Raw genomic sequence first — 17,551 nt, forward strand, 5'->3', positions numbered from 1 at the left:
TTATGCTTAAGATAGTAGGTTTTGGAAGCGGAGCAAAAGATAATATGACACTGGAGGCATCAGCCGCAATAGCTGGTGCTGACCTGATAGTTGGATATACTACATATGTTGATATATTAAAGCAGTATTTTCCTGATAAAGAGTACTATTCAACTAATATGATGCAGGAAAAGGAACGCTGTCAGTATGCAATAGATACAGCTAAAGAAGGAAAAGAGGTAGTGCTTGTATGCAGTGGAGATAGCGGTATATATGGTATGGCAAGCCTTGTATATGAGCTTGCAGAGGATAATCTGGATATTAAGGTTATATCAGGTGTAACAGCCGCAAGCAGTGGTTCAGCCTGCCTTGGTGCACCATTGTCACACGATTTTGCGGTTATCAGCTTAAGTGACTGTATGACACCTTGGGAGCTTATTAAGAAAAGAATAAAGGCGATGGCTGACAGCGATATGGTAATGTGCATATATAACCCATCAAGCCGCAGAAGAAGCGGATATTTAAAGGAAGCCTGCGATATTGTATTAAAGGTACAGTCACCGGATACAGTGTGCGGTTATGTAAGAAACATAGGAAGAGAGAACGAAACTACAGGAATTCTTACATTAAAGGAGCTTGCGGATTTTAAAGCGGATATGTTTACAACAATATACATAGGCAACAGCCATACTAAGGTAATTAATGGGAAAATGGTTACACCAAGAGGATATAAGGTTGTATGAGAAAGACGATAATGCTTTTTGCGGGGACAACAGAGGGCAGAAAGTTATGTGAATATCTTGCAGGAAAGAACTGTGACACTTATGTATATGTAACGACTGAATATGGCAGGGAATTACTGCCGCAGGCTGATAATGTGCATATACATACTGGTAGAATGGATGAGGCTGATATGCTAAAGGAGTTAGAAGCTAAAAAGCCATATATAGTTATTGATGCCACGCACCCATATGCTACACAGGTTACACATAATATTAAAAATGTGTGTGACAGCAAGAACATTTCTTATGTGAGGGTATTAAGGGAAGATAATGACAAAAAGCCAGAGTTTAAGTCAGATAACATTACATATGTTAAGTCAATAAAAGATGTAGTAGAACTACTTAACAGTGAACAGCATAATAGTAAAAATATTCTTATGACGACAGGCAGTAAGAACATACCAGAGTATGTCTATATTACAGATTATAAAGAGAGAGTATATTTAAGGCTTCTTCCTAATCCTGAAATGTTACAGAGTGCAATAGAAGCAGGGATTATGCCGTCACATTTAATAGGTATGCAGGGACCATTTTCACAGGAATTAAATGAGGCAGTAATAAGACAGTTTAATATAGGTGTTCTTGTGACAAAGGAGTCTGGCAGTAATGGCGGATATGAAGAAAAGGTGTCTGCCACAGAGAATACAGGCATTGACTGTATAGTAATAAAACGTCCAGTAGAAGAAAATGGAGTAAGCCTGCCAGAGCTTATTAAATATCTTAAGACAAAAGGGTTATAAAGCCTAAAAGCTATGTGGTTTTAGAGTTATAAAGTTTTAGGAAAATGGCTGTCTATAATGTTAATGAATTAAGGTGGAGTGAATAATGAAAAGGGTAATTATAGCTGGTGTGGGGCCGGGCAGTAAAAGCTGTCTTACAGAGGAAGTAAAGGAAGCAATTGATAATTCAGAGGTGCTGATTGGTTCTAAAAGGCTGATAGAAGAATACACAGATAAGAAGACATTTTATGCAGTAACAGCAAAAGACATAATAGATATTATTGATAATGAAAATGCCAATAACTACGTTGTGCTTATGTCAGGTGATACAGGCTTTTACAGCGGTGCAAAGAAGCTTGCAGAGGCACTTGCTGGAAAGTATGAATACAGCATTATGGCAGGTGTATCTTCTGTAATATATCTTGCGGCAAAGATAGGAAAGTCTTGGGAGAACGCAGCTTTTGTAAGCCTGCACGGTAAGAAACAAAGCTATATACCTGTAGTTTTACAAAATGAATTGACATATTTTCTGACACAGGGAAATGTATCACAGATATGCCAGGAGCTTTATAGGGCAGGACTTGGACAGGCACATATATGGATTGGTGAAAATCTTTCATATGATAATGAGAAGATAACTAATGGAAATGTGTCTGAATTTACTGAATATATTTCAGAAGGACTTACGGTATTGGCAGTTTATAATGAACATTCGCGTGCATTTTCAATAACAGGAATTGCTGACAGCAGTTTTATCCGTTCTGATGTGCCGATGACGAAAAGGGAAATCCGTGCAAGCGTTGTAAGCCGAATGGCGGTATCTAAGAATTCCTGCGTATATGATATAGGTGCAGGAACAGGCTCTGTCACAGTGGAGCTTGCACTTCACGCACTTTACGGAACAGTGTATGCAGTTGAGAGGACAGAAGAGGGCTGTAGTCTTATAGCTAAAAATGCAGAAAAATTCGGACTTAATAATATAGAGATTATACACGGCAATGCGGCGGCTGTTATTGATAGTCTGCCAGTACCCGATAAAGTATTTATTGGTGGAAGCGGTGGAGAGTTAGAATACATTTTCAGCAGTATTCTTAAGAAAAATCCATATGTCCATATTGTGGTTACGGCAGTGACATTAGAAACACTTAACAATACTATTTCATTAATGGAAAAGAATGGTGTGAATGTCCTTGATATAGTCCAGATTGCAGTGACAGAGGTAAAGAAAAGGGGCAGATATCATATGATGTCTGCGAATAATCCAGTATTTATTATAGAAGGAAGAGGTGCAAAGTGAGCCGTATAATGATAGCAGGGACAGGCAGTGGAAGTGGCAAGACAACAATTGTCTGCGGTCTATGCCAGTGTTTTAAAGATATGGGACTTAATATATCAGCGTTAAAATGCGGGCCTGATTATATAGATTCTATGTTTCATTCGCGTGTGTTAAATATGAGCACAGGTAATCTTGACAGCTGGTTTTGTGATAATGCAACAATAAAATATCTGCTTGCAGGTAAAGAGGATAAGAGTGATATAACTATTGTAGAGGGAGTTATGGGCTACTATGACGGACAGGGCTTTAGCACAAAGGGAAGTTCTTATGAGATAGCAGACATTACAGATACGCCGGTTATTCTTATAGTGAACTGCCGTGGAATGAGTAATTCAATCGGCGCAGTTGTAAAGGGTTATCTTGGATATGAAAAGAACAATAATATCAAAGGTGTAATCTTTAATAATCTTTCAGACAGGTTATATGGTAATGCCGCACGCATAGTTAAAGATATGGGGATAGAACCACTAGGCTATATGCCATATAAGAAAAATGCTGTGCTTGAAAGCCGTCATCTTGGTCTTGTGACCTCGGCAGAGGTGGAACATTTTCAGGAAAAAATCAGCTCTATTGCAGAGCAGATGAGGGAAAGCGTTGATATAGAAGGAATACTTAGAATTGCAGAAAATGCTTCAAAGCTGGAAGCCATACATAAGAGCATAGATAAAAAAGATGTAAGGATTGCAGTTGCAAAAGATGAAGCTTTCTGTTTTCTTTATGATGATAATATAGATTATCTAAGGCAGTGCGGTTGTGAGATAGTGTATTTTAGTCCACTTGCAGATAATAAGCTTCCGGATAATATAGACGGGTTGTTACTATATGGCGGTTATCCAGAGCTTCACGCCAAAGCGTTGTCAGAAAATGTATCAATGAGGAATGATATTGCAAAGAAGATAAAAGAAGGACTTCCCTGCATAGCAGAATGTGGAGGATTTCTTTATCTGCACGAATACTTAGAAACACCAGAAAAAGATAAATATCCTATGGCAGGAATTATAAAAGGAATGGGATATAATGCAGGAAGACTACAGCGTTTTGGCTATATGACGCTTACGGCAAAGAAAGATACACTGATTGCCTCTACGAATGAAAGCTTTCGTGCACACGAATTCCATTACTGGAATAGTGACTGCCCTGGTGAAGATTATGAGATAAAGAAAGCTTCAGATAACAGTATAGCAACAGCAGGTTATGGAAGTGATACGTTGTATGCTGGATTTCCACATATATATTTCTATGGCAATGAACAGGTGGCAGATAATTTCATAAATGCCTGTGTCCGCTATAGAAAGAATTATAAAAAATATAATGACAGGCTTGAAGGTCCTGATATTAAAAGTCTTATTCCAGAACTGTCAAAGATAAAGGCAAGCAGTAAAGATAGTGTACAAAAAGCACATAGTCATTGGAATGGGATAGCAAAGCCACTGCACGGGCTTGGACTTATGGAGGAAATAATAAGCCAGATAGCAGGAATCGAGCATACAGCAGATGTCAATATTGACAGACGTGCTGTTATTGTAATGTGTGCAGACAATGGCATAGTTGAAGAAAGTGTTACCCAGACAGGACAGGAGGTAACCGCGATAGTGAGCTGTAATATGGCAGACGGAATATCAAGTGTATGCAGAATGGCGGCATATGCCAATGCAGATGTTATTCCTGTGAATGTTGGAATTGCCATGGATACGCTTGAGGACGGAACAGATGTAGGAACTTATAAGGGGCTTGTCAATAAAAGGGTTATGGCTGGCACTAATAATTTCCTTAAAGAGCCGGCAATGTCAGAGGAACAGCTTATACAGGCTATATATGCAGGAATTACACAGGTTAAGGAGTGTAAGGAACAGAGGTATAATATTCTTGCAACAGGAGAGATGGGAATAGGCAATACAACCACAAGCACGGCACTTGCCTGCATACTTTTAAATCTTGAGCCACATATGGCAACAGGCAGAGGTGCAGGGCTTGATGATAAAGGTCTTAAGAAAAAGATAGAAGTTATTACCAGAGCTAAAGAAATGTATGGAAGCTGCCAGGACAATCCATTAGGTCTTTTACAGAATATAGGCGGACTCGATATTGCAGGGCTTGTCGGAGTATATATTGGTTGTGCACTTTATGGAATACCTGTTGTTATAGATGGTGTTATCTCGGCAGTTGCGGCACTTATTGCAGTAAGGTTGAATAGTCAGATTGGTGATTACATAATAGCTTCACATCAGGGAAAAGAGCCTGCGATGAAAGCTCTGCTTAACGAACTTGGAAGGAAGGCTGTTATACACGGAGAGCTTGCACTTGGAGAGGGAACAGGTGCGGTTATGATGTTTCCACTTCTTGATATGGCTTTGCAGGTGTACAGGGAAAATACTACATTTGATGATATACGCATAACTGCCTATGAGGATTACGAAAAATGTTGATTATGGTTACAGGAGTAAGCGGCAGTGGCAAGTCAGAATATGCCGAGCAGATAAGCTGTCAGCTTGCAAAGGACAATAAAAAATATTATGTGGCTACTATGTATCCATATGGAGAAGACGGCAGAAGCAGGGTTAAGAAGCACAAGCTGCAGCGTGATGGCAAAGGCTTTGAAACGATAGAGCAGTATCAGAATATAGGTGGTGCACTTAAAGGATGTAAAAGAGATACAAAACCGGTAGTATTGGTTGAGTGTATGTCTAATCTTCTTGCTAATGAATGCTTTGAAGAAAACGGACATCCAGATAATATATTTGCTGAATGTATGCAGTTGTATTCAGAGTGCAGTCACCTTGTAATTGTGACTAATGAAGTGTTTTCAGACGGGTGTGAATATGATGATAGCACAACTGATTATATAAGACGGCTTGGAGAGCTTAATGTAAAGCTTGCAAAGGCAGCAGACACAGTTGTTGAGGTTGTATACACTATTCCTGTAGTATTAAAGGGGGATATCAGTTATGTCGGTAATTAAATCATTGGTAATTGCATTTTCAATGTATTCTAAAATACCAATGCCGCATTTGGAATTAGAAGAAAAAGATATGAGATATGTAATGGGCTTCTTTCCGTTAGCAGGTCTTGTTATAGGTGCAGTCATATATGGCTGGGTGTATATCAGCGGTCTGCTAAATGTGCCGGATATCAGCAGGACACTTGTTCTTGTAGTAATTCCTGTACTGATAACAGGGGGAATACACATTGACGGCTATATGGATACAAGTGATGCACTTAATTCATATGGCGACAGGGAGAAGAAGCTGGATATATTAAAGGATTCGCATATTGGAGCATTTGCAGTTATAAGATTGCTTATGTATTCTGCGGTATATTATGCGGCGGCATATATTATTGTGCAGAAGCCAGATAATATGAGACTTTTGCTTCTGGCACTTACGTTTTATCTGTCAAGAATTATAAGTGGTCTGGCAGCAGTTAATTTCCGAGGAGCAAGGAACAATGGAATGTTGCATACATTTACAAGTGCAACAGCAGTAAAATGTGTAAATGTAATGCTTGCGGTACAGTTAATTATATGTGTTATACTTATGTGCCTTTGCAGTGTTACAGGTGCTGTTGTAGTTATCGTTGTGGCATTCGTGGTTTTATTGTATTACAGATATATGGCATATAAGCAGTTCGGTGGAGTGACGGGCGACCTTGCAGGGTATCTGCTATGTGTAAGTGAACTGTGTATGACAATAGCTGTTGCTGTTATAGCATTGCTTTAGTGAATAAAAATGTGCACAGAAACGAGGAATAATATGGAATTATATTTTGGCGGAGCTTATCAGGGAAAGCTTGATTATGTATGTGGCAGGAAAAATATAGTTAAAGAATTGTGTGGTAATGCAGAAGATACAATGAGTAATATATATTCAGAAGATGATAAGTGCATTAAAAATAAAATATGCAATAATAATATAGCTGATGGAGCATATTGCAGTATTGAAGATATAAAAAATGCCTGTATATTAAATCATTTTCATCTGCTTATAAAAAGACTGCTTAAAGATGGGAAATGTACAGATACGCTTATAGATACCATTTATGCTGGCAATCCATCAATTATAATAATATGCGATGAGATTGGCAGTGGCATAGTTCCTTTGGAAAAAGAGGACAGAATATACCGTGAAACAGTTGGGCGTATGCTTTGCAGGGCTGTAAAAAAGGCTGACAGGGTAGAGCGTATAGCGTGTGGCATAGGACAATGCCTGAAAGGTGAATAATATGAAGATTGTATTAATCAGACATGGTGCAACAGCAGGTAATATCAAAAAAAGGTATATAGGCATAACTGATGAGGACTTATGTGCTTCTGGGATTGAGAGCATACATAATAATATTAAGGCAGGTTATTACCAAGGGGTACAGGCAGTATATGTAAGTCCTATGAAAAGGTGCAGGCAGACGGCAGAGCTTATATATCCTGAATATAAACAGCATATAGTGCCAGATTTCAGGGAATGTGATTTTGGCATATTTGAAGGAAAGAATTATAAAGAACTTTCTGGCAATGAGCAGTACCAGAGATGGATTGACAGTAATGCAACGATACCATTTCCACAAGGAGAAGATGTTGCGGATTTTAAGAAAAGAAGTGTTAAGGGCTGGTATGATATGATTAAACAATGCCGTTTATTGAATTATTCGGACATTGCATGTGTAATTCACGGCGGCACAATAATGTCAGTAATGTCAGAGATATATGGTGGTGGCTATTATGATTATCATTGTGGCAATGGTGATGGGTATATATGTGATGTGGCTTTAGATGGAAGCATTAATAATTATACAGAACTTTTACGTTGTGAGTAAAAATATGCGTATTCTATGAGTAAAGATATGTATTTATCTTGAGTAAAATATGTGTTTGTTATAAATAAATATGTGTGTCTATTATATGTTAAAGTATGAGTTTATTCTGAGTAATAGTGTGTGAAGGAATGAGGAGTTTATGAATTTATTTATATGCCAGACAATAGCAATTGGCTGTGGTTATATACTGGATCTGCTTATTGGCGACCCTCACTGGCTGTATCATCCGGTACGCCTTATAGGTAATCTTATTTCGTTGTTAGAAAGTATTTTATTAAAAGAAAAAGATACATCTGCTAAGAAGTACAGAAAGGGTATGGTGCTTGCAATATTAACGCCGTTAATAACGGGTATTGTTATTGTATCTATTCTGGTTGTTGGTTATCATATTAATATGATACTTGGCTGTGTAATTGAAACAATAATGTGTTATCAGATACTGGCAGTAAAATCGCTCAAAGTAGAAAGTATGAAGGTATATTATGCTTTGGATAAAGAAGGGTTACAGAAGGCACGTAATGCCGTTGCAATGATAGTCGGCAGGGATACGAAACAGCTTGATGAACACAGCGTTGTAAGAGCAGCTGTTGAAACTGTCGCAGAGAACACATCAGACGGAGTTATTGCACCATTATTTTATATGATGTTATTCGGGGCGGCTGGCGGTTTTGTATATAAGGCTGTTAATACAATGGATTCAATGATAGGTTATAAGAATGATAAATATTTGTACTTTGGAAGATTTGCGGCGAAGTTAGATGATGTTGTGAACTTTATTCCGGCAAGAATAGGAGGCTGTCTTATGATTGTGTCAGCAGGAATTGCACAGCTTGCAGAAAAATGTAATACAAAGGATAAAACAAATTCACACTATAGTATAGGGAATGCGTGGAAGATATTTAAAAGTGACAGAAAAAAGCACAGCAGTCCTAATGCCGCCCAGACAGAGTCAGCCTGTGCAGGAGCTTTAAAAGTAGCATTATCAGGCGATAATTATTATTTTGGAAAGCTTGTGCATAAGCCACAGATAGGAGAGGCAATACGTCCGCTGGAAGCTGGTGATATAGGAAGAAGTAATATTTTATTATATATTACTGCATTTCTTATGGTAATTATTGTGTTATTAATAAGATTGATAATAATGTTGGCAGTCAGATAATTATATTTTAATCAGATTGGCATATTGATACGGGGATTGCATACTGATAAAGAGATTGTCAGGCAGATGAGAGGTTACAGCTATGGAACAGCAGATACACGGTGGAAATATATATGATAAAAATATATACAACAAAGAAATAACACTTGATTATTCGGTTAATATTAACCCTTTAGGAATGCCGCAGGAAGTGTGTAATGCGATTACGCAGGATATTGGTGGTTATCAGACATATCCAGACATTAAGTATACGGCATTAAGAAATGCAATTGCCAGCAAAGAGAGTATTAATGCAGATAACATTTATAAGGTTAATATTAATGCTAGGAATATACTCTGTGGTAATGGTGCTTCAGAACTTATAATGGCAGTTGTAAGGGCTGTACATCCAGAAAAATGTGCCATTGCTGCACCTTCATTTTCAGGCTATGAGCGTGCAGTTAAGGCGTATGGAGCAGGGATTGTATATTATGAGCTTGACAGTAATAATGGCTTTAGCTATGAATATGTAAGTGGACGATTAGAACAGCTTGATGTCCAGTTATGTTTTATATGCAATCCGAACAATCCAACAGGGAATATTATACCTGAAAATATTCTTATCAATATATTAGACATATGCAGAAGAAGAAATATTATAGTTGTTGCGGATGAGTGCTTTTTAAGATTTAACCGTAATTATGAGAAGATAAGCTGTAAACGTTTTCTAAAGGATTATAATAATCTTGTAATAATAAATGCGTATACCAAGTTCTATGCAATGGCAGGAATAAGGCTTGGATATCTCATGAGTTATAATGATGAATTAATCGACAACATATCTTTACAGCTTCCAGAGTGGAATATATCAACAGTGGCACAGCGTGCAGGAATTGCGGCATTTAAGGATAAAGATTACGAGGGGCACACATATAGGCTTATCGAGAAGGAGCGGGAATTTCTTACAGATAAATTATCGGCTATGGAATGTATCGTATATCCGTCTGTGGCAGACTATATAACTTTCAGGCTTCCGTCAGATAAGGCTGGCTGTCAGCTGCAGGATGAATTATTAAAAAATGGAATTCTTATCCGTTCGTGTCAAAGCTACCGCAATATGCCGCCAGACTGCTACCGCATAGCAGTAAAGAAGCATACAGATAATGAAATTCTTATTGATTTTATAAGCGGTATATTGACAAAATGTATAATATAGATTAAGAATATATAATTGCAAAGTGGCAATATATCCATAGATATCAATAACGGACAAATTATTATATATAAATATTATAATAAAGTTAATTAGGATAGGAATTTAACATAGATAACAGGGAAGGTGCAGTGATTATGGCAAGAAATCTGATGATTCAGGGAACGATGTCCAATGCAGGAAAGAGCATTATAACAGCAGGAATATTAAGAGTGTTAAAACAGGATGGCTACAGTGTAGCACCATTTAAGTCACAGAATATGGCACTTAATTCATATATAACAGCCGATGGCCTGGAGATGGGAAGGGCACAGGTTATGCAGGCAGAGGCGGCTGGGATATCCCCTTGTGTAGAGATGAATCCTATACTTTTAAAACCGACAAGTGATGTTGGTTCTCAGGTAATTGTAAATGGAATACCATTAAAGAATATGCCGGCTAAAGAATATTTCCAGTACAAAAAGCAGCTTATTCCAGATATATTAGAAGCGTATAATAAGCTTGCCAGTGCGTATGACATTATTGTTCTTGAGGGTGCTGGCAGTCCGGCAGAGATTAACCTTAAAAAAGATGATATTGTTAATATGGGAATGGCAAAGCTTGTAGATGCACCTGTTCTGCTTGTAGGTGATATTGACAGAGGTGGTGTATTTGCACAGCTTGTTGGAACAATTATGCTGTTAGAGGAAGAAGAACGCAGGCGTGTAAAAGGTCTTGTTATGAATAAGTTCCGTGGAGATAAGAGAATATTAGAGCCGGGCATAAAACAGTTATATGATATATGTCCAATTCCGGTTGCAGGTGTAATTCCTTATGTTAAGCTTGACATTGATGATGAGGACAGCCTTGCTTCACGGATTGAGCCATCAGTCTACAATGCACATATGTCAGATGAGCAGTTCGACATAGTAGTAATACGTGTGCCTCACATTTCTAATTTTACGGATTTTAATGCACTTGAGCGTATTGAAGAGGTCAATCTGCGTTATGCAGACAAGGCAGAACAGATTGGAAATCCCGACCTCATAATTCTTCCGGGAAGCAAGAATACAATTAATGATTTAAAATGGCTCCGTAAAAATGGAATGGAAGCACAGATTATAAAATGTTCAAGACAGGATATTCCGGTATTTGGAATATGCGGTGGCTTTCAAATGTTAGGAAATGTCATTGATGATTCGTGTGGTGCAGAAACTGGAGAAGTTGTAGCAGGAATGGGACTGCTTCCGGTAACAACCACATTTTCAAAGAATAAACACCGTACAAGAGTGCAGGGGATAACTTGTATACAATCTGGAATGTGGGAAATGCTCGGACAGAAGAAATGTAAAGGCTATGAAATACATATGGGTGAAAGTACAATAAGTGAAGATGGTGCGAATCCATTTGCAAGAATATTCAATACTGTTGATAAGACCGAATATATGGATGGCTGTGTACGGGGCAATACAGCAGGAACTTATATGCACGGGATATTCGATGGACAGGAATTCTGCGACAGCTTAATCAATATGCTCTGTGCAAGGTATGGTATTACATCAAAGAGTGGTGTCAGAATAAGCTTTGATGAATACAAGCAGAGAGAATATGATAAGCTGGCAGATGTGATCCGTGAGAATATGGATATGAAGTATATATATGAGATTATAGGTTAAAGCTAAATTGAATAAAATGTATAATGTTTAATAAAGGTGTATTATTTTGAAGAATTAATACACCTTTTATTGTACATAAGATGCATATACATAGCATCCTGGGCACGGACAGCATTATGTTCTGCGATAGCCTCCGCTATTTCACGATGAGTTTCGATGGTTTCAGTTTTAAGGATGTTGCCGGTTGTTTCAACAAAAAGAGGGATAGAGCTGTTTATTATTGGGATTAATCTTGGAATGACAAGATTCTTGCTTCCCATAGCGATAGCGGTGTGGAATTCTATATCTTTTTGTGTATGGTCTTTTTTTTGTTCCATAAGCTCTTCAACCTCATTACATAATCTGTTGATTTTGCTGATGTCATTCTTATCAGCATAGGTTGCTGACATAGCAGCAATAGAAGGTTCGAGTAAAAAACGTATTTCAAGCAGATCCTGCACAAGTTTCTTCTTATCTGATATGAATGTAAAGCCAAAAGGATCGTCTACTATACCAGGTGATGAGGCTACATATGTTCCAGACCCTTGTTTGATAGTTACAATATTGCGGGAGACAAGAAGCTTCATGGCTTCCCTTAGAGAGCTTCTTCCGATATCAAGCTGGTGTGATAAGTGGCTTCAGGAATTATTTAAAATTGAGTATCGTTTTGGTTATTTGGTATTGACAGTGTATAATGACAAGAGTATAATGCAAAATGACAAAAAAAGTTGTCATTATAGCAATGAAAGTTGTCAGATTAATAATAAAAGTTGTCATATGGAGGTGTAGTATGATACTGCGAAATCGGCTGAAAGAACGCAGAGCTGCGCTGGATGTCAATCAGCAGGAGATGGGAAGACTGTGCGGAGTGTCAAGACAGACAATCAGTCTTATAGAAAGGGGCGATTATTCGCCGTCTGTCACTCTTGCATTAACGATTGCAAAAGTATGCGGCGTTACTGTGGAAGAAGTATTTTATTTACAGGAGGAAGATAATGATGGGAAATGAAGAAATTAAGAAAGCAAACAGAAAGGCATTGCCTAAGTTCATATTGCTTTGTATTGTAGGAGCTTTAATCGGAGGTGTAGCTGGGTATCTTGTTGGAGCAAATGGAATTGATACAATGTCAGGGGATTTTAAAGTGGTAGTTAGTAATTATGTTGAATTAACTGCACCTTGGATTATGCTTGCTATTGCAGTTATAATTCCTATAGTATTAGTGCCATACTACAGGAAGGCTAAGAAGCAGTTATCACAGTGGGATGGTGAAGACGAAGAAGTATCAGATGGTGTCGAAGAGAAGCTTTCTATAATTCAATGGGTTTCAAGTGGAGCACTTATAATTTCATATTTTCTTATTGCGGCATCATATTCAGGTGGTACAGCAATGTTTGAAAGTGTTAACAATATGATAGGATTAACTGTTAGCATTGCAGCATTTTTAGGGATTATGGCAGAGGTTGTTATTATACAACAGAAAAGTGTTGACTGTGTAAAGATAATGAATCCTGAAAAGACGGCATCGGTATATGATATGAAGTTCCAGAAGAAATGGCTTGAAACCTGTGATGAAGCAGAGAAGATTATAGTTGGGAAATGTGCATTTAAAGCATTTAATATAACGAATAGTATGTGCAGTGTACTTGCAGTTATTCTTGCAATCAGTGCACTTATGTTTGGAATTGGTTTTCTCCCTTCATTTGTTGTGTGTCTTATCTGGATAGTTAATATGTCAATATATTGCAAAGAATGTCTGAAATATTCAAAAGTTGGTAACAAGATTATGTAGATAAATATTGTAATGAAATTTCTCACCACCCCCTTGACTTGGAGTTAAGTCAAAGTATTAAGATAAACACATAAACGATAATACATTTTAGAAAAGGAGCAATGGGAATGTATAATAATACTTTAACACTTAACAATGGAGCGAAAATTCCACAGCTTGGACTTGGTACTTGGTTTATTGACGATGCAAAGGTTGCAGATGCTGTAAAAGAAGCGGTAAAGCTTGGATACAGACATATTGATACAGCACAGGCATATGGCAATGAAAGAGGTGTCGGTGAAGGAGTGCGTAATTGCGGAGTTTCAAGAGAGAAACTTTTTGTAGTATCAAAGGTTGCCGCTGAACATAAGACATACAAGGAAGCTAAAGCTGGTATTGATGAGACACTTGAAAAAATGGGACTTGATTACCTTGATATGATGATTATTCATTCACCACAGCCTTGGTTAGAGGTTAATCAGAGTGATGACAGATATGTAGAAGGTAACAGAGCTGCATGGAGGGCATTGGAAGATGCTTATAAGGAAGGAAAGCTTAAGGCAATTGGTATATCTAATTTCCAGATTGGTGATATTGAAAGTCTTTTAGAAACAGCAGAGGTTAAGCCGATGGTTAACCAGATTCTTCTTCATATAAGCAACACGCCATTAGAACTTGTAGAATACTGCCAGAAGCGGGGAATAGTAGTAGAAGCATATTCACCTATAGCACACGGTGAAATTCTTAACCAGCCAGAGATTAAAGTGATAGCTGATAAATATGGTGTTACCATTCCACAGCTTTGCATCAGATATACATTACAGCTTGGAGCAATAGCACTTCCAAAGACAGCTGATCCTGAGCATATGAAGAGTAATGCAGAAGTAAATTTTGAAATCAGTGCAGAGGATATGGAAGCTCTTAAGAATTTCAAGAAAATTGAAAATTATGGTGAGAGCAGTGGCTTCCCAGTATATGGCGGTAAACTTTAATTAGAGAAATATAGAAAAGAGGATTGTTATGGGTAAAATAGTACAGACAGCAGGAAGAACAGCTTTGGGAGAATATGCTCCACAGTTTGCACATTTTAATGATGATGTGCTTTTTGGTGAGAACTGGAACAATCAGGATATTGATTTAAAGACAAGAAGCATTATAACAGTAGTTTCACTTATGTCTATGGGAATTACAGATTCTTCACTTAAGTTCCATTTGCAGAATGCCAAGGCACACGGCGTAACCCAGAAGGAAATTGCGGCTGTTATAACACACGTTGCATTTTACGCAGGCTGGCCAAAAGCGTGGGCAGTATTTAATCTTGCCAAGGAAGTGTGGAATGTAAATGAAGGTGATTTGCCTTATGAAGATGAAGCTATGAGAGCACATGCAAAAGAAATGGTATTTCCTATCGGAGCATCAAATGAAGCATATGCACAGTATTTTATAGGAAAGAGTTATCTTGCACCTGTATCTACAAGTCAGGTGGGGATTTATAATGTGACATTTGAGCCGGGCTGTAGAAATAACTGGCATATACATCACGCGAAGAGTGGCGGCGGACAGATTCTTATATGCGTAGCTGGACGTGGTTACTATCAGGAAGAAGGAAAAGAGGCTGTAGAATTCAATCCAGGGGACTGCATTAATATTCCAGCAGAAGTTAAGCATTGGCACGGAGCAGCACCTGACAGCTGGTTCTCACATCTGGCAGTTGAAGTACCTGGCGAGGAGATATCTAATGAATGGTGCGAGCCAGTGACAGATGAGCAATATAGCAAGCTTAAATAAAAAATGTAAGGCACGAACCCAGTGTTTTAGCGGCTTTCAGCACATATAAAGATTTATTTTAAATTTTTTTGAAATTTCTTCAAAAAAGTGCTTGACGAATTACATTGGGTCGTGTATTATAATGAAGTGCTTTGCGATAGCAGCTAACACAAAGCAAGACTTAAGATATGGCTTATTGGTCAAGTGGTTAAGACGTCGCCCTCTCACGGCGAAGACAGGGGTTCGACTCCCCTATAAGCTATTCTGCGTTATAATTGATTCGAAAGAGTGGGCTTTATGTCCACTCTTTCGTTTTTGCAATATAATTATTGTTTGATTAATGCAGAATGAAAACTGAATATTATTAAAAGAAAGAGGTAGTAATGGGTAAGAGAGAAGATTATGAAGCTAAGACAGAAAAGCTTATAATGCCAATTGTTGAAGCTAATAATGTAGAACTTTTTGATGTGGATTACATTAAAGAGGGTCAGGACTGGTATCTGCGTGTCTACATAGATAAAGAAGGTGGAGTTACAATTGATGACTGTCAGGCTGTAAGCAGAGCTTTTAATGAGATACTTGATAAGGAGAACTATATTACTGACCAGTACATTTTTGAAGTGAGTTCACCGGGACTTACAAGACCTTTAAAGAAAGAGAAGGATTATGCAAAGAGTATTGGGAAACTTATAGATATTAAGCTTTACAAAGCTGTTGAAGGCTTAAAGGAATATACAGGCGTTCTTAAGGAATACGATAAAGACAACATTACAATAGAGGTTGATGATAATCTTATAAAGATTGAGAGAAGCAATCTTGCAATGATTAGATGGGCATATGTTGAATAGATATATAACTAAAGTTGTTAATAATGGAGGATAAGAAGATGAATAAAGAATTGATACTTGCGATTGAAGCCTTAGAAAAAGAAAATGGAATCGACAAAGAGATTATGTTTGATGCTATAGAAAAGTCATTAATGGACGAATATAAGGCTGAATTTGACAAGGCAGATAATGGCAGGGTAGTACTTGACAGAAGAACAGGTGATTTCCACATTTATTCAGACAGAACTGTAGTTGAAGAAGTAGAAGTTCCAGAGTTCCTTGATACTAAGAAAGGAAAGTATGTATCTGGTACAGAAATCGCACTTGCAGATGCAAGAAAGATTAAGCCGGCCTGTCAGCTTGGTGATGTTATTACTATAGAAGTAAAGTCAGAAGAATTCTCAAGAAAGGCAGCTAAGAATGCCAAGAATACAATTGTCCAGACTATAAGAGAACAGGAAAAGAATGCACTCTACAACGAGCTTCACGCTAAGGAGAAGGAAATCGTTACAGGTGTTGTACAGAGAATTAACGACAATGGTGATATGACTATTGATATTGGAAGAACACAGGCGGTTCTTAAGGCAGATGATAACTTTAAGGATAAGCAGTTCAAATGCGGAGACAGAATTAAGGTATATGTTGCAAGCGTAAGCAACAGAGAAAGAAGCGGTTTATCAGTTAAGATTTCAAGAAAGTCACAGGAACTTGTAAAAAAGCTTTTTGAAGAAGAAGTTACAGAGATTAAAGATGGCACAGTTGAGATTATGGCTATCGCAAGAGAAGCAGGTTCAAGAACTAAGATGGCTGTAAGAGCTAATGTTCCTCATGTGGATCCAGTAGGTGCATGCGTAGGTATTAATGGTGCGAGAGTTAAGAATATCGTTAATGAACTTGGCAATGAACAGATTGATATTGTTGAGTGGGATGACAATCCAGCACAGTTAATCGTTAATGCTTTAAGCCCGGCAAAGGTTGTATCAGCAGTAGCAGATGAAGAAGAGAAGAAGGCTAAGATAATTGTTTCAGAACAGCAGTTATCACTTGCAATCGGTAAGTCAGGACAGAATGTAAGACTTGCAGCTAAGCTTACAGGTTACGGAATTGATATTAAGAGCGAAGCTGATCCAGAAGCATTTGCTGATATGGATAAAGACAACGCAGAAATCGTATATGGTGAAGACAGTGAAGGATATGATGACAATCAGGCAGATAATGTAATGTCATTGGATGAAGACTATAACGAAGATGCAGCCTCTGACACAGAAGTTGTAGAAGAATAATATTATTGGAGAGTGATAGTTTGGCAGCAGTAAAGAAGATTCCACAAAGACAGTGTATAGGTTGTAATGAGATGAAAGACAAAAAGCAGCTTATACGGATATTAAAGACTCAGGATGAACAGATAATAATAGATACAACAGGCAAGAAGAACGGAAGAGGGGCGTATATATGTCCTGATGCGGAGTGCCTTAAGAAGGCAAGAAAGTCAAGAGGACTTGAAAGGGCTTTTAAGATGGCTGTTGATGCATCTGTTTATGATGAGTTAGAAAAGGAGATGAATAATCTTGGACAATAAAA

General features: G+C 37.8%; 19 protein-coding genes and 1 tRNA gene. 19 read left to right on the forward strand and 1 reads right to left on the reverse strand.

Going from position 1 to position 17,551, the window contains the following annotated elements; translation table 11 throughout:
* Positions 1–2 precede the first annotated feature (2 nt).
* The 11 genes from cobJ to WMO14_RS00820 all read left to right on the forward strand — a co-directional run bounded on the left by cobJ (position 3) and on the right by WMO14_RS00820 (position 11,628).
* Complete coding sequence (gene cobJ, locus WMO14_RS00770; protein ID WP_055174455.1) at positions 3–722, forward strand: precorrin-3B C(17)-methyltransferase; 720 nt, start codon at positions 3–5, stop codon at positions 720–722.
* Entirely contained in the window at positions 719–1,501 is a 783-nt protein-coding gene (gene cobK / locus WMO14_RS00775) for a precorrin-6A reductase (protein WP_349153106.1), read from the forward strand. Before cobJ ends, cobK begins: the two co-directional genes overlap by 4 nt.
* Before the next feature lie 85 nt (positions 1,502–1,586).
* Positions 1,587–2,777: a precorrin-6y C5,15-methyltransferase (decarboxylating) subunit CbiE gene (cbiE, locus tag WMO14_RS00780; RefSeq protein WP_349153107.1), complete on the forward strand. Its 1,191-nt coding sequence runs from the start codon at positions 1,587–1,589 to the stop codon at positions 2,775–2,777.
* The gene (locus WMO14_RS00785) at positions 2,774–5,242 is read left to right on the forward strand and encodes a cobyrinic acid a,c-diamide synthase CobB (protein ID WP_349153108.1); all 2,469 of its coding nucleotides are present in this window, start codon (positions 2,774–2,776) and stop codon (positions 5,240–5,242) included. The genes cbiE and WMO14_RS00785 overlap by 4 nt, the downstream gene beginning before the upstream one ends.
* Entirely contained in the window at positions 5,236–5,775 is a 540-nt protein-coding gene (locus tag WMO14_RS00790) for a bifunctional adenosylcobinamide kinase/adenosylcobinamide-phosphate guanylyltransferase (RefSeq protein WP_022502054.1), read from the forward strand. The genes WMO14_RS00785 and WMO14_RS00790 overlap by 7 nt, the downstream gene beginning before the upstream one ends.
* Entirely contained in the window at positions 5,762–6,532 is a 771-nt protein-coding gene (locus WMO14_RS00795; protein WP_055174461.1) for an adenosylcobinamide-GDP ribazoletransferase, read from the forward strand. The genes WMO14_RS00790 and WMO14_RS00795 overlap by 14 nt, the downstream gene beginning before the upstream one ends.
* Positions 6,533–6,565: 33 nt before the next feature.
* A complete protein-coding gene (locus WMO14_RS00800; protein WP_055174463.1) occupies positions 6,566–7,033 on the forward strand; it encodes a bifunctional adenosylcobinamide kinase/adenosylcobinamide-phosphate guanylyltransferase in 468 nt (155 codons plus the stop codon).
* A 1-nt stretch (position 7,034) separates the two neighbouring features.
* A complete protein-coding gene (locus tag WMO14_RS00805; protein ID WP_022502051.1) occupies positions 7,035–7,622 on the forward strand; it encodes a histidine phosphatase family protein in 588 nt (195 codons plus the stop codon).
* A 139-nt stretch (positions 7,623–7,761) separates the two neighbouring features.
* Complete coding sequence (gene cbiB / locus WMO14_RS00810) at positions 7,762–8,781, forward strand: adenosylcobinamide-phosphate synthase CbiB (protein ID WP_349153109.1); 1,020 nt, start codon at positions 7,762–7,764, stop codon at positions 8,779–8,781.
* Between the two features lie 82 nt (positions 8,782–8,863).
* Positions 8,864–9,976 carry a pyridoxal phosphate-dependent aminotransferase gene (locus WMO14_RS00815; RefSeq protein WP_349153110.1) on the forward strand — a complete coding sequence of 371 codons (1,113 nt, stop codon included), beginning with the start codon at positions 8,864–8,866 and terminating at the stop codon, positions 9,974–9,976.
* Between the two features lie 134 nt (positions 9,977–10,110).
* Positions 10,111–11,628: a cobyric acid synthase gene (locus WMO14_RS00820; RefSeq protein WP_055174469.1), complete on the forward strand. Its 1,518-nt coding sequence runs from the start codon at positions 10,111–10,113 to the stop codon at positions 11,626–11,628.
* Positions 11,629–11,669: 41 nt separating this feature from the next.
* Here the strand turns inward: WMO14_RS00820 and WMO14_RS00825 are convergent, their stop codons facing one another.
* Positions 11,670–12,194: a FadR/GntR family transcriptional regulator gene (locus WMO14_RS00825; protein ID WP_349153111.1), complete on the reverse strand. Its 525-nt coding sequence runs from the start codon at positions 12,192–12,194 to the stop codon at positions 11,670–11,672.
* Between the two features lie 203 nt (positions 12,195–12,397).
* On the opposite strand from WMO14_RS00825, the gene WMO14_RS00830 reads away from it, so the two are divergent.
* The 8 genes from WMO14_RS00830 (at position 12,398) to rnpM (ending at position 17,549) form a co-directional block, all read left to right on the forward strand.
* Positions 12,398–12,616: a helix-turn-helix transcriptional regulator gene (locus WMO14_RS00830; RefSeq protein ID WP_055174479.1), complete on the forward strand. Its 219-nt coding sequence runs from the start codon at positions 12,398–12,400 to the stop codon at positions 12,614–12,616.
* Complete coding sequence (locus WMO14_RS00835) at positions 12,606–13,397, forward strand: DUF3169 family protein (RefSeq protein ID WP_055175041.1); 792 nt, start codon at positions 12,606–12,608, stop codon at positions 13,395–13,397. Before WMO14_RS00830 ends, WMO14_RS00835 begins: the two co-directional genes overlap by 11 nt.
* Before the next feature lie 107 nt (positions 13,398–13,504).
* Positions 13,505–14,368, forward strand: a complete 864-nt coding sequence (locus WMO14_RS00840; protein ID WP_022502046.1) for an aldo/keto reductase — start codon at positions 13,505–13,507, stop codon at positions 14,366–14,368.
* Positions 14,369–14,396: 28 nt separating this feature from the next.
* Positions 14,397–15,164, forward strand: coding sequence for a carboxymuconolactone decarboxylase family protein (locus WMO14_RS00845; protein ID WP_349153112.1), 768 nt, complete (start codon positions 14,397–14,399; stop codon positions 15,162–15,164).
* Positions 15,165–15,333: 169 nt separating this feature from the next.
* Positions 15,334–15,405: transfer RNA gene (locus tag WMO14_RS00850), tRNA-Glu, on the forward strand.
* A gap of 121 nt (positions 15,406–15,526) precedes the next feature.
* Positions 15,527–15,991 (forward strand): ribosome maturation factor RimP, encoded by a 465-nt coding sequence (rimP, locus tag WMO14_RS00855; RefSeq protein WP_022502044.1) that lies wholly within the window; start codon positions 15,527–15,529, stop codon positions 15,989–15,991.
* Positions 15,992–16,029: 38 nt separating this feature from the next.
* Entirely contained in the window at positions 16,030–17,253 is a 1,224-nt protein-coding gene (gene nusA, locus WMO14_RS00860; protein ID WP_349153113.1) for a transcription termination factor NusA, read from the forward strand.
* A gap of 20 nt (positions 17,254–17,273) precedes the next feature.
* Entirely contained in the window at positions 17,274–17,549 is a 276-nt protein-coding gene (gene rnpM / locus WMO14_RS00865; protein WP_082421562.1) for an RNase P modulator RnpM, read from the forward strand.
* Positions 17,550–17,551 lie beyond the last annotated feature (2 nt).

It is taken from the genome of Lachnospira rogosae (ex Hitch et al. 2025) (assembly GCF_040096455.1).
In the GTDB taxonomy this organism is placed as follows: Bacteria; Bacillota; Clostridia; order Lachnospirales; family Lachnospiraceae; genus Lachnospira; species Lachnospira rogosae.